Source organism: Enterococcus cecorum, assembly GCF_052119425.1.
Classification (GTDB): Bacteria; Bacillota; Bacilli; order Lactobacillales; family Enterococcaceae; genus Enterococcus_E; species Enterococcus_E cecorum_C.
In genome coordinates this window covers 1-12,357 of record NZ_JBQKFH010000053.1, presented here as the reverse complement: position 1 = coordinate 12,357, position 12,357 = coordinate 1, and the positions used below count along the sequence as shown (strand labels likewise).

The window sequence follows — 12,357 nt, the reverse complement described above, 5'->3', positions numbered from 1 at the left end:
AGAGGGACAATGGGTTGTTTCATCATAAAAAACCTCCAATCTTCTGTTTGAATACAGTATAACTGGAGGACTAGATAGATGCGATACACCTTGTTATTGGACGCTTACACTGAAAACAGATGAGCTAGAGAAAAAAATAGAGCAGTTTCGTAAGAAAAAAGAGGGTTAGTCCGATTAGACTAGCCCTCTTTTATTGTGGTCATGCTTTTTTCGTAGGTGTACTTACGAATCAACTTATTATTATTGACCGCCTCAACTCGGAATAGAAAATAGTGGTCTCTATTATCTTTGGCATTTTCCTTATTCAGTTTGAAGTATGGTTTCTGAGATTTGGCCATGCTTCGCATAATATCATCCGTTAAAAAAGTTAAAGGAGTGTTTAATGCCGAATAGCGATAGAAGTCTGTTTCAAATCTCTGGTAGCTGTCGCTAAAATAATCCATCTGCAGTTCGTTTCTATGAAACTCAAGCTGATTCATAAAGCACCTCCTCGACTGGCTCAATGCTGTGGAGTATCGAAAGCGGGACGTTGGTATGCCCTTCTGATGTACGAATAATTACCTGCTCTCTTGAAATTGTCGTAATCGTACCAACCAAGGTCTGGAGTTGCTTGCCGTCAAAGCTTTGTAGCTTAACGGTCAATTGGTTGGTGTAAGCCTGGCTAATAAGAAGCAGTTTCTGTTCAAGAGTGAGCTCACTCATCAAGCTAATTTTATCCAGGTCATCAGATAGGGCACTGGTATGCTCGGATAAAAAGAAGCCCATCCATTTTTGCATTTTTCGGTCTTGGTAGTGTCTTGCGGATTCAAACGGTAAATATGAGCGGTCAATCATTTTAGTCCCTCCAAACCACCAGCAGAGTGGCCTCCTATTAGTTTACTGCGTGCAATATTTCGGGAGCTGTCCAAGAGGGCAGTTCCTTTTTGGACAGCAAGAAAGCCAAAGCGGTCACGAATGGAATCAATGGTACTCTGAATCATTTCGTCTTTCTCAATGGTTTTGACATCATCGAAAAGGGAAATCAGAGAGTAGTTCTCGTCCACAAAGCCATCATAGCGTACGGCAATGCTGCGAACTGCTCCTGAAGTGTACTTACTTCTAAAAAGTTTAAGGACAGTATCTTTGAGAATCCGAGTGCTGTTGGTTGGATCTATTCGTGTTTGGGTATTGATGGCTTTCTTCAGCTCTGTCCTTGAGTATCCCACCTGGATAGCAACATTAGTTGTTTTCTTGTGGGCTCGTCTTAGTCTGATAGCAACCTGTTCAGCCATTTCAGTTAGGACTAGCTCGATGTCGGATTGCTTGATGTAGTCACGAGGTAGGACTTGTGAGTTACCCAGACCTTTTGATTTAGGCCTATAAGGCTCATGAACATTACTTTCATCAACTCCGTTTGCGTGAAACCAGAGTTGCACACCATTGATTCCAAATTCTTTTTTAAGAATGTCAGGATTGGTATTTGCTAAATCTTTAATTGAAAATATCCCTAGCTTATGGAGCCGTTTCTCGGTACGATGGCCAATTCCCCAAAAATCAGTCATAGGAGAGATAGCCCAAACCTTGTTTTCAATATCATCGTAGGACCAGTTGGCCCGCATAGTTGGAAATTTTTTTGCCTCATTATCAAGAGCAAGTTTTGCCAAGAGCGGGTTAGCATTGCTCATGCCAACGGTAGAGTAGATACCCGTTTCCTTCCAGATGTCATGTTGGATTTTAGCTGATATTAGGTCAAGTTTTTCCTTACGAGAAAGTTTTTTATCCTTTACAAAATAATTCAATGATGAGGTCAGATCGATAAAGCCTTCGTCAATCGAGTAAGGCAAAATATCTTCTCTAGCCGCAAAATTCAAAAGGATATTCTGTATTTGGATATTGACTTCAATGTATTGGTCCATGCGAGGTGGAACGATTAAGGTTCGTCTAGCCCAATGTTCAATAAATGAAATGTACTGTGGAGTAATTTCCAATCCTTGTTTTTGAGCATTATAGCGACTAAATTTTCTTGTCTTGATGTCAAAGGGGAGGTCGTAGGACCTGCCAACATTAGCCTTGCCAAAAACTTTTTTGAACATGGGTGATGAGGCCAGTATCAATCCTTCAGAGTTGTCGGCTCTACTCATGACGCAGAGAGAAGTGGTCAATGGATTGAGACCACGGCTGACGCATTCCACACTAGCGTAGAATGATTTCATATCGAAAAATGCAATATCGGACGTAGGCTCTTTTGAGTAATCAATAAAGCCCATAGCCATCACCTCTCTTTGAGTTTTCGTAACTCTTGGAGCAGGGTTGTGATATGGTCTGTCACGTCATACTCTTTTAGAAATGGGGTGAAGTAAATTCGATCCCCCTTAATGTAAATCATTTCCTCAATCTTGTTGGACATATCTAACCTCCGACAACGGGCATGAAGTGGCCAACAACTTTACCAACAATTCGGAAATCATCTTCATGATGGATAAAGCGGTCAGGATTGCCTTTCTTGTTTATGGATACCATACGGAAACCATCAGGCTCACGGTACAGTTTTTTGATGTAGGTTTTTCCTTCCCATACCAAAGCGTAAACTGCACCATCATAATCAAATCCAGTAGCACGGATAAGTGCAACTTCACCGTCTAAGTATTTAGGCTCCATGGATGTCCCGTCAATCCAAGCCGCAATATCAAAACCAGAGTGTTGTTCATCAGAATAAACAATCTCTGTTTCATATTCATCATCAAAGCCATAGCCTGGTCCTGCAGCAAGTGCCACATTCTTAATGACATTATAGGCGGTGAGGTTGACGATTTTATTTTCTTCTTTTCGTTGCTTGATGAGTAGTTGTTCAACGTAGGTCTCAGCCTTTAGTTGATTTTTTTCATTGAGCTGAAGAAAACTGGAGACGATGTTATACTCAGATTCAAAGTAGGATTGTTCAACATTAAGAATGGTAGCTAGAGCTTGCAGGTTCTTTTGATTGGGAATGTTTTTCCCACTCTCCCAGTTATGGTAGGCACTTCGATTAACACCAAGTTTATTAGCAATATCTGTTTGAGAGAGCTGGCATTCAGCTCTTCTTTGTTTTAGGCGGTCTTTTGAAAACATGAGATTCACCTCTCTTTGTTAAGTTATAACTCAACGAGATTTTATCAAAAAATAAATCCTTTAGCAACTAGAAATTTTGAGCACGTCTATTTTCTGTGATAATTTCCTCAATACGAGCTTGTTAAACTGTATCTATCTTGAGAAAATCAAGCCTTGATTTTTTCTTGGGGGTTTGGGGGCGAAGCCACCACATTTTCTTATCGTCGGCTGACCAACCTGTAAGGTTTGGATTCAGTTGACGATTAGATTTTGGGTTATTGTGGACACAATAACTGAGCTCGCAAAAGCCGAAAAGGAAAGATTGAGGCTTTTTGGAAGCCCCCGTATCCCACACGGTATCGGGGCTTACCCGATAGAGGCAAGTAGAGAAGGAGAAAGACATGATGACAGACCATTATCGCATTATTCGCAAGGAAATCAACCTGACACCAGAGGAACTGGAGCAGATTCAAAAGCTGATGAAACAGGAACACGCTGACCAGTTTTCACCCTTTGTTCGTCAAAAGCTGATGGATTTAGTCGAAGGGAGGCAGTCGGTGGCTGACTGGTTTACCCTCTGGCAGTCACAGAAGATTGAACAAATTAGCCGTGACATCCTACAGGTGACTGTCTTGGCTGAACAGACCCAGCAGGTCACGGCAGAGCACTTACGAATTATCTTGACCTGTGTGCAGGAGTTGATGGCTGAAGTCGAGAAAGCTATCCCACTCAGTCTAGATTTTCGTGACAAGTACATGGGAGGGTAGGCATGGAAAACCGTTACCGCACCAATCTCAAAAAAGTGTTTCTGACGGACCAGGAGTTGGTGAGATTGAACGACCGTATTGGTCAGAGCCGCTGTAAAAATTTTTCCCAGTACGCTAGGAGAGTTCTCTTAAATCCTAACATGACTTTTCTGACTATTGATACGACCAATTACCAGGAGTTAGTCTTTGAGCTGAGACGGATTGGGAATAACATTAATCAAATTGCACGGACAGTCAACCAGACTCACATCTTAACACCAAGTGACCGTGAATCATTGATGCAAGGCATTAGCCAGCTCATCAAGGAAGTGGAAAAGGATTTTGACATCAAGTGTCAACAGTTGAGGGTCTTCTATGGTAGTGACTAAGCATTATGCCACACACGGGAAGAAGTATCGTAAGAGCCTTATCAAGTATAACCTCAATCCTGACAAGACAGAGCAGCTAAAGCTGGTCTCCGATTTTGGCATGAGTAACTACCTGGACTTTCCTAGCTATGAAGAATTGGTGGAAATGTATCATGCCAACTTTGTCAACAACGATAGGCTCTACGATTCAAGGAATGATCGGCAACAGGTCAAGCAAACGAAAATCCATGCCCACCACCTCATTCAATCCTTTTCCCCTGATGACAAGCTCACACCTGAAGAGATTAACCGCATTGGCTATGAGACCATTAAAGAATTAACAGGTGGGAGTTTTCGTTTTATTGTTGCGACGCACGTTGATAAGGACCATATCCATAACCATATCTTGATTAACGCCGTGGATAAGCAGTCAGATAAAAAACTCAAATGGGACTATGCCCAGGAGAGAAACCTTCGTCTGATTTCAGATCGCATTGCCAAAGAAGCTGGAGCAAAAATCATCACACCTAATCGTTACTCGCATGAGAAGTTTGAGACCTATCGTAGAACCAACAATAAGTTCGAACTCAAGCAGCGACTTTACTTTCTCATGGAAAATAGCAGGAGCTTTGAAGATTTTTTGGCCAAGGCTCCTGCTCTAAACGTGGAGATTGATTTTTCTCGCAAGCACGCCCGCTTTCTGATGACCGACCGCAACATGAAACAGGTCATTCGTGGCGACCAGCTAAACAAACGTCAACCCTACACCGAGGATTATTTTCGGGAGCAGTTTGTGAAACGAGGTATTGAAGAGCGACTGGAGTTTCTTTTACCCAAGGCTAGGAGCCTGGAGCATTTGGTTAAAATGGCAGAGCAGCTGAACCTAATCATTTCTCCCAAACTGAAACATGTTGTCTTTACTTTATCAGAGAATGGCAGGAGCATAGCCATAAAAAATGAGAAGCTGAGTGCCAAGTGTCTTTACGATGTCCAGTTTTTTGAAGACTATTTTTCTAAAGAGAAAGAGCTCCCAGACGTTAGCTTGGAAACTCTTGTGTCAGATTTTGAAAAGTACCAGGAGGAAATGAACAAAGATAGGCTGCCTGACGAAGAACTTTGGCCATCCTATACGGATTTCAAAGAAACACGAGACCAGGTTCAGGAGTTTGAAGTTGTTTTAGCAGAGCACCAGATTGACAAGTTAGTCAAGGACGGTCTCTTTGTCAGAATCAATTATGGTATCAAAAAAGACGGCTTGGTCTTCATACCAAACCGTAACCTGGATATTAAAGAAACGGAAACGGGAAAAACCTATCACGTTTTTATTCGTGAGACTGCCCAATTTTTTATCTATCACAAAGACAATGCCCAGCTCAATAAGTATATGAGAGGCCGAGACCTGATTCGTCAACTCTCACACGACAGCAAGCATATCCCTAAACGCAGGCGACCAACCCTTGATACCCTCAAAGATAAACTCGCAGAGCTTAATCTTTTGATTGAACTGGATATTGACAACAAATCTTACCAGGAAATCAAGGACGAGATGCTTCAAGACATTGCTCAACTGGAGTTGATGATCACAGATTATCAGGACAAACTTGCTTACCTTAACAAGGTGGCGGAAGTGTTGCTCAATCTTAATAACGCAGACCCAGAAAACCGAAGGCTAGCTCGATTTGATTATGCCAAGATGAATCTGACCGCAGCTATTACACTTGAACAGGTAAAGAAGGATGTGAGACAATCTCAGGAAGAAATTGGTAAAGTGATTGATGACTACGAACAGGAAGTGAGAAGGTTGGAAAAATTTGTTGTCACATTAGATAATAAAAAATATGTTTACAATAACAACATTTATAGAGGATTGGACATCTTTTGATAAGATTTAAGAGTCCTGAGAACATAAATCAATGAGATATTCCATCAAATTCAAGGTATTTCCAAAAAAGAAATTCAAATGCTGGTTTTCATAGTCAGTTATTGTTGCCTGATTTTCAACTATAATACAAAAGTCACTCTCCAGACAATAGCTACTGTTAGGGGAAGCAGTGATTGCGATGATACATCCTCCCAATTCTTTACATTCAGCTATTTTTCGTAGCCCACGCTTATTTTCTCCTGAGTGTGAAAAGGTGATTAGAGTATGTGGCTTATTGTCTGAAACAGTTTTAATTTCAACTCCATCTAGGTCAACAGCATATACTTTTTTCAATAATAATTTTCTATAAGTATAATTCACTAAAAATTGACAAAATCCTTCTCCAAATAAAAAGACATTTTTTGAAATAAAGGCTAGTCTGAGCTGTTGGAAGATTTCTTCCCAATTAGCATCAGAGTGGGCAAAGGGAAGTGACTCCAGCTGGTTTTCTAACTGTTTTTTACTAGTGTTAGTAAGGAAAAAGATAAATTCTTTGAAGTTGTTGAAGCCAGCTCTTTTAGCTAGGCGGCTGATAGAGGATGTAGAAGTGTAATTTTGGCTAGCGATATGACGTATATCAAGATTTTCTTGTTTTTGAATCATCAAAAAAATATGGTTTATAATCTTTTCATCTTCTTTATAGAGAGAGTTGTTTGGAAACAAACGATTGAAATGATAAAGCTGTGCCATTTGATAAATCTCCTAACTGAAAATATTTTCACCAACTGGGAATAGATGCAAATAGAGAAAACGGTATTGTATTCGCTTTCTAATTATACTAAAATTAAAGCGTGAAGTAAATGATCAGATACGGAACAACATCATAAGTAGTCCTATCAGAAAGGAGGAAAGCTATGAAAAAAGTTATTATCAATGCTGATGATTTCGGGTATTCACCCGCCGTCAATGCAGGCATTATAAAAGCTTATCAAGATGGTATTCTTACTTCAACCACCTTGATGGCAAATATGCCAGGGTGTTTAGAAGCGGTGGCATTAGCTAAGCAATATCCAAGTCTAGGGGTTGGGGTACACCTAGTATTAACTTGCGGCCATGCTATGACGAAAGGAAAGACAATTAGTCAGAACGGACGATTTTATTCCCTTAAAGATTATCATGAACGCCGTTCTCAAATAGACGATGGAGAAATATTTGAGGAGTGGTGCTACCAAATTGATTATCTTCTTGATAAGGGCTTACAGCCAACCCATATAGACAGTCATCATCACTTGCATACTTTTTCTGAAAATTTGTCCATTACAAAGAGGATTGCACAGAAGTATCAACTGCCGATTCGCAATGCCTATGATTTGGAAAATAATATTTCACTTCCTTATCAAATTGGAGCGACTGGTTTTCTGGATTTAACGAATTACCCGCATATTAGAGATCTATCTCATAGTTTTGAGGATCTTAAAAGGGGGTGTCTGGAGGAAATCAAATCTGTCTTAGATAAAGTTAAGGATAATTCTATCACAGAATTAATGGTTCATCCAGCTTATGTAGATGAGATTCTATTGTTTAACTCATCCTTCAACATTGCACGAGTAAAAGAGGTCTCTCTTTTGTGTGATGAAGATGTAGCGGATTTATTTAGAGAAAATCAAATTGAACTTTGCCATTATGGTAATGTAGAAAAAGGAGCCTATTTATCATGAAAGAAAAAATGATGAAATCAGCAAGTGTCTTTTCTAAAGCCATTATTCAGCCAGTTATGTTTATGGCTGTGACGGGGATTGTATTATCTATTTGTGCCATTTTGAAGTTGGATTTTATGCCCGAATTTACCAAAAATATTGGGAATTTTGTCTTCAATATTTTATCGGGTGGGATGATTGGACAACTCAGTGTGATTTTTAGTGTGGGAATTGCGACAGCTTTAGCAAAACCTAAATACAAAACGGATGCGGCTATTTTGGGTATTATCACCTTCTTAATTTTCTTATATGCCAATAACTCGTGGTTAACTGTGACGAATCGCTTAGCTGAAGCTGGTGAGTTTGGTCTTTATGGAACTGGTCAGGGTATGATTTTTGGCATGCAAGTGGTTGATATGGGAGTTTTTCTCGGTATTATGCTGGGGTGTCTTGTGGGTGTGATGGTCAATAAATTTGGTGAAATTAAACTACACAAATACCTATCTCCATACGAAGGGACAAAGTCTGTCTATATTCTCTTGATTTTTGCGACGATTGTCCTTGCTATTGTGACCACTTATATCTGGCCTCTTGTAAATGCGGTTGTTGAATCTGTTGTTGCAACCACCACAACAGCAGGCTCTATCGGTTTCTTCTTCTATGGTTTCTTGAATCGTATGCTCTTACCTCTTGGTTTGCATCACTTCCTCTGGATGCCATTGTTCTATACACCGCTTGGAGGTACAGCAGAAATCGCTGGTCAAGTACAAAATGGTGCTTTTAATATCTGGTTGGCAGAACTTGGAAATGCTAGCTCTATTACCAGTATGCACCCATCAATCGGTTATCTTGCAAACTTCGGTTCTATTTCTTTACCGATTGGTATTGCCTTTGCTCTTTGGAAAACAGCTCGACCCGAAAATCGCAAAAAAGTTGCTTCTATCCTTATTCCGACTGTCGTCACAGCCTTTATGGCAGGGGTGACAGAGCCCTTAGAATTCCTATTCCTTTTCTTGTCCCCAATTCTTTGGTTGGCTCATGCCATTGTTTATGGACTCAGTCTACTGATTACAAACTTAATTGGTATCTCTATTCAATTTGATACGGGTATCAATATGATTATCAATAGTTTTGCTTTCCCTGTTTCATTGGGTAAACAATACTGGATTCCAGTTGTCTTTGTCATCACAGCTCTCATGGAGTATTTCGTCTTCCGTTACCTTATTGTGAAGCTTAATATTCCTACACTTGGACGGGAAGATATGGTAGAAGAAAACCTTGATTTACCTATTTCTTCTGCAGAGACTATAACGTCATCTTCTGTAGGCTCAGTAGACCCACAAGTAGAAACAATTGTTGCTGGTCTTGGTGGTAAGGATAATATTGCTAATATCATCAACTGTTATACACGTTTGCGGGTTGACGTCAAGGATGACAGCAAGGTTGACATCGGGATTCTGAAAAATCAGGTAAAGTCATCTGGGATTGTCGATAAAGGCAAACATATCCAAATTATTATTGGACTGGGTGTTGAAACAGTTCGTGAGAAAATTGAAGCGTATTTGAATTCATAAGAGAGAAGGAGAAAATAATGGGACATAAATTTGTTATGGTAGGCGGAGGGTCTACTCAATCACCAGGAATTTTAGAAGTATTACGTCAACGAGCTGGGGAGCTACAATTAACAGACTTGGTTCTTTATGACAATGATGAAGAGCGTGTGTCTTTACTGGGTCAATACACCAAGATGTACTATGCTGAAACAGGTTCATCAGTTAATGTCTCCTATACAACTAATATAGATGAAGCTTTTACTGGCGCGGACTATCTTTTTATGCAAATCCGTCCAGGTTTAAACCGTCAACGAGCTATCGATGAAAAAATCTGTATCCGAAATGGTGTTGTTGGACAAGAAACATGTGGCTTGGGAGGATTTTCATTTGCGATGAGAGTGATTCCTGCAGTCATGGAGATTATCCGCAAAGTGAAAGAACTCTGTCCAAATGCGTGGATTTTGAACTATACAAACCCAGAAGCTATTTTATCAGAAGCGATTTATCGGGAGTTTCCAGAAGCTAAAGTACTTTGTATTTGTGATATGCCTATTTCTATCGAAGGGGCAATTGCTAAATACTTTAATAAAGATTTGAGAGACTTAACCTTTAAGTATTTTGGCTTGAATCACTTTGGTTGGTGGACCAATGTCTACGATGAAAAAGGTCAGGACTTGTTGCCACAGCTAAGGGAGGATGTTCTTTCTGGTAAAATTGATACCCTTCTTCAATCAAATGAAGAAACAAAAGCAGATCAGTATTGGATTGATACCTACAAGCAGATGATTAGTCTCTTCAAGAGGTTCCCGGATTACTTTCCGAACTGTTACTTACAATATTATTTGACCCCTGATGAAGTATTAGCACATGATGATGTAAACTTCACTAGAGGAGACTACGTTCAACAAGGGCGAGAAAAACGCATTTATGAAGAATGTCGCCGAGTAATCGCAGCAGGCACCGCTAAAGATTCAGCTCTGCATGCAGGTGTTCATGGGAACTATATTGTAGATATTGCTTATGCGATTATTCACAATACCAGAGAACGATTTACTGTCAATAAAAAGAATCATGGAGCTATTTCCAATTTTGATCCAGAGGCCGTAGTTGAAGTACCTGCTTATGTTGGTAGCATGGGAGCTGAAACAATAAATATAGGCAATATTCCGACCTTACAAAAGGGATTGATGGAAATGCAAAAAGCTTATGAGAAGAAGACAGTTGATGCAGCATTAACAGGTTCATACCAAGCTGCTCTAGAAGCCGTGATGCTTAACAAAACAATTCCAAATTATACAGTTGGTAAAAAAGTTCTTGATGAACTCTATGAGGCTAATAAAGAATATTGGCCCACTCTACACTGATTATACTTTCGGAAGAGAGGATAACTTATGAAAAAATTAACTATTTCACTTTTCTCAATTATGCTTCTTGGCTTTGGTTCAGTAGTTCATGCAGAAGAGAGTATCCCACAAAAGGAAGGTTATTATCTTGATTTTCATGATGAATTTAATGGAGATAGTCTAGATAGAACAAAGTGGACAGATTACTATCTTCCTCATTGGACGAAAAATCCTGAAAACGCTAAAGCTAATTATAGATTTGAGGATGGTAAACTTATCGAGTATATAGCAGAAGACCAAAAACCTTGGTCGCCTGAGTTGGATGGGACCGTACGTTCAAGTGCCATTATGAGTTTCAATAAAAATTGGATACATAATTTTAGTGGCAGTAAGAATTTAATGAGTGACCAGGAAGAGTGGACAGGCTATGCCACAACTTATGGATATTTTGAAATTAGAGCTAAATTATCCAATGTTGGTGGAGGCGGCCATCAGGCTTGGTGGATGGTTGGTATGCAAAATGATACTGACGATTGGTTTAATTCTAAAGAAACTGGTGAAATTGATGTAATCGAGACATTTTTCAGCAGACCAAATACATGGAGAATAGCTGCATATGGTTGGAATGATCCATTTTTCCAGAAACCCAATTGGCATATTGCAGAAAATCCAGCTCCTACTAATGATCAGACAGAAGAATACCATACTTATGGTTTAGACTGGTCACCTGGTTCTTTGAAATTCTATTATGATGGGGTGTTATATAAGGAAATCAATCAAGCTCCTGATTATCCAATGGGGACTATCTTGAATATCTATACAGACGCAGGTTCAGGAAAAGGCAATAATGTATACCCTAAAGAATGGGCAATTGATTATTTCCGAGTATATAAGCGTAATGAGGGATATGATATCCCTGTAAATTCTTTGACTAGCCATGAAACAGGAGAAGGTTTCTACTTAGATAGTGAAAGCGATAAAATTATGCTTACAACTGATACCACTAAGGCATCACAATGGAAAATGATACCTAAAGGAGAATATTTCCTTATTCAGAATGTAGAAACTGGTGAGTATCTTCATACTGAGAATCAAACTGGTTACGTGGAGCATGGAAATGTACCACAAACATACTGGAGTGCTCAATGGAAAAAAGAGCCAGTAGGAAATTACTTTAGATTAGTTAACCGATGGAAGAATAATCAAGTAATTCATACAGAGAATAAATTAGGTTATTTAGAAATTGGTGAGCTTCATCAAGGTGCATGGAGAGGACAATGGAGTCTAAACTAATATATTAGGAATTTGTTCAATTGTATTTTGAGTTTGGATTATTTTGTATAAAGCATGAAGAGCGGTGAGTGAAAACTCACTGCTTTTTTAATACCTGTCGGAACAATGTGTTTGGTATTTCACTCTTATATTGACGAGTTAATTTCTCGATATAAACAGTAAGTGAGAAATATCTATGAAAAACATAAGAAGCCCTCCTTTTATTCTTCAATTTGCAAGATAAAAGGAGGAAAATTATGAGGTATTGTACCGACCCCCAAAAGTTAGACCATAAAATCTAACAATTGGAGGTCGGTATTTTTATGTACAAATATTCTTATGAGTTTAAAAAGCAAGTTGTAAATGCTTATCTTAATGGCGAAGGTGGTTATACTTATCTTGCAAATAAGTTCGGCATTCCATCTGATAATAAAGTTAAACTATGGGTGGA

Annotated in this window: 12 protein-coding genes; 7 read left to right on the top strand and 5 right to left on the bottom strand. The window is 39.3% G+C overall.

Annotation, left to right across the window (positions count from 1 at the left end; translation table 11 throughout):
- Positions 1–179: 179 nt before the first annotated feature.
- The 4 genes from ACTQZM_RS10720 to ACTQZM_RS10705 all read right to left on the bottom strand — a co-directional run bounded on the left by ACTQZM_RS10720 (position 180) and on the right by ACTQZM_RS10705 (position 3,087).
- Positions 180–479, bottom strand: coding sequence for a DUF5960 family protein (locus ACTQZM_RS10720; RefSeq protein WP_441653759.1), 300 nt, complete (start codon positions 477–479; stop codon positions 180–182).
- A complete protein-coding gene (locus tag ACTQZM_RS10715; RefSeq protein ID WP_441653758.1) occupies positions 466–834 on the bottom strand; it encodes a hypothetical protein in 369 nt (122 codons plus the stop codon). The genes ACTQZM_RS10720 and ACTQZM_RS10715 overlap by 14 nt, the downstream gene beginning before the upstream one ends.
- A complete protein-coding gene (locus ACTQZM_RS10710; RefSeq protein WP_441653757.1) occupies positions 831–2,246 on the bottom strand; it encodes a Y-family DNA polymerase in 1,416 nt (471 codons plus the stop codon). The genes ACTQZM_RS10715 and ACTQZM_RS10710 overlap by 4 nt, the downstream gene beginning before the upstream one ends.
- 142 nt (positions 2,247–2,388) lie before the next feature.
- Positions 2,389–3,087, bottom strand: coding sequence for an XRE family transcriptional regulator (locus tag ACTQZM_RS10705; RefSeq protein ID WP_441653756.1), 699 nt, complete (start codon positions 3,085–3,087; stop codon positions 2,389–2,391).
- Positions 3,088–3,470: 383 nt separating this feature from the next.
- On the opposite strand from ACTQZM_RS10705, the gene ACTQZM_RS10700 reads away from it, so the two are divergent.
- From ACTQZM_RS10700 to ACTQZM_RS10690, 3 genes are read left to right on the top strand one after another with little or no spacing between them, the layout of a single operon-like run.
- Entirely contained in the window at positions 3,471–3,833 is a 363-nt protein-coding gene (locus tag ACTQZM_RS10700) for an SAG1252 family conjugative relaxosome accessory protein (RefSeq protein ID WP_441653760.1), read from the top strand.
- Between the two features lie 2 nt (positions 3,834–3,835).
- Positions 3,836–4,201, top strand: a complete 366-nt coding sequence (locus tag ACTQZM_RS10695) for a MobC family plasmid mobilization relaxosome protein (protein ID WP_441653755.1) — start codon at positions 3,836–3,838, stop codon at positions 4,199–4,201.
- Positions 4,188–6,062 (top strand): SAG1250 family conjugative relaxase, encoded by a 1,875-nt coding sequence (locus ACTQZM_RS10690; RefSeq protein ID WP_441653754.1) that lies wholly within the window; start codon positions 4,188–4,190, stop codon positions 6,060–6,062. The genes ACTQZM_RS10695 and ACTQZM_RS10690 overlap by 14 nt, the downstream gene beginning before the upstream one ends.
- A gap of 6 nt (positions 6,063–6,068) precedes the next feature.
- Here the strand turns inward: ACTQZM_RS10690 and ACTQZM_RS10685 are convergent, their stop codons facing one another.
- A complete protein-coding gene (locus ACTQZM_RS10685) occupies positions 6,069–6,791 on the bottom strand; it encodes a MurR/RpiR family transcriptional regulator (RefSeq protein ID WP_441653753.1) in 723 nt (240 codons plus the stop codon).
- A 164-nt stretch (positions 6,792–6,955) separates the two neighbouring features.
- Here ACTQZM_RS10685 and ACTQZM_RS10680 point away from each other — a divergent pair, with 164 nt between their 5' ends.
- From ACTQZM_RS10680 to ACTQZM_RS10665, 4 genes are read left to right on the top strand one after another with little or no spacing between them, the layout of a single operon-like run.
- Positions 6,956–7,759 carry a carbohydrate deacetylase gene (locus ACTQZM_RS10680; RefSeq protein ID WP_441653752.1) on the top strand — a complete coding sequence of 268 codons (804 nt, stop codon included), beginning with the start codon at positions 6,956–6,958 and terminating at the stop codon, positions 7,757–7,759.
- Positions 7,756–9,312: a PTS transporter subunit EIIC gene (locus ACTQZM_RS10675; RefSeq protein WP_441653751.1), complete on the top strand. Its 1,557-nt coding sequence runs from the start codon at positions 7,756–7,758 to the stop codon at positions 9,310–9,312. Before ACTQZM_RS10680 ends, ACTQZM_RS10675 begins: the two co-directional genes overlap by 4 nt.
- A gap of 17 nt (positions 9,313–9,329) precedes the next feature.
- The gene (locus tag ACTQZM_RS10670) at positions 9,330–10,655 is read left to right on the top strand and encodes a family 4 glycosyl hydrolase (protein WP_441653750.1); all 1,326 of its coding nucleotides are present in this window, start codon (positions 9,330–9,332) and stop codon (positions 10,653–10,655) included.
- Between the two features lie 27 nt (positions 10,656–10,682).
- Entirely contained in the window at positions 10,683–11,927 is a 1,245-nt protein-coding gene (locus tag ACTQZM_RS10665) for a family 16 glycosylhydrolase (protein ID WP_441653749.1), read from the top strand.
- Positions 11,928–12,357 lie beyond the last annotated feature (430 nt).

What these genes read in the sequence shown, in the direction of transcription:
- ACTQZM_RS10720 (WP_441653759.1), bottom strand. Translation starts at nt 479, where the DNA reads ATGAATCAGCTTGAGTTTCATAGAAACGAACTGCAGATGGATTATTTT.
- ACTQZM_RS10715 (WP_441653758.1), bottom strand. Translation starts at nt 834, where the DNA reads ATGATTGACCGCTCATATTTACCGTTTGAATCCGCAAGACACTACCAA.
- ACTQZM_RS10710 (WP_441653757.1), bottom strand. Translation starts at nt 2,246, where the DNA reads ATGGGCTTTATTGATTACTCAAAAGAGCCTACGTCCGATATTGCATTT.
- ACTQZM_RS10705 (WP_441653756.1), bottom strand. Translation starts at nt 3,087, where the DNA reads ATGTTTTCAAAAGACCGCCTAAAACAAAGAAGAGCTGAATGCCAGCTC.
- ACTQZM_RS10700 (WP_441653760.1), top strand. Translation starts at nt 3,471, where the DNA reads ATGACAGACCATTATCGCATTATTCGCAAGGAAATCAACCTGACACCA.
- ACTQZM_RS10695 (WP_441653755.1), top strand. Translation starts at nt 3,836, where the DNA reads ATGGAAAACCGTTACCGCACCAATCTCAAAAAAGTGTTTCTGACGGAC.
- ACTQZM_RS10690 (WP_441653754.1), top strand. Translation starts at nt 4,188, where the DNA reads ATGGTAGTGACTAAGCATTATGCCACACACGGGAAGAAGTATCGTAAG.
- ACTQZM_RS10685 (WP_441653753.1), bottom strand. Translation starts at nt 6,791, where the DNA reads ATGGCACAGCTTTATCATTTCAATCGTTTGTTTCCAAACAACTCTCTC.
- ACTQZM_RS10680 (WP_441653752.1), top strand. Translation starts at nt 6,956, where the DNA reads ATGAAAAAAGTTATTATCAATGCTGATGATTTCGGGTATTCACCCGCC.
- ACTQZM_RS10675 (WP_441653751.1), top strand. Translation starts at nt 7,756, where the DNA reads ATGAAAGAAAAAATGATGAAATCAGCAAGTGTCTTTTCTAAAGCCATT.
- ACTQZM_RS10670 (WP_441653750.1), top strand. Translation starts at nt 9,330, where the DNA reads ATGGGACATAAATTTGTTATGGTAGGCGGAGGGTCTACTCAATCACCA.
- ACTQZM_RS10665 (WP_441653749.1), top strand. Translation starts at nt 10,683, where the DNA reads ATGAAAAAATTAACTATTTCACTTTTCTCAATTATGCTTCTTGGCTTT.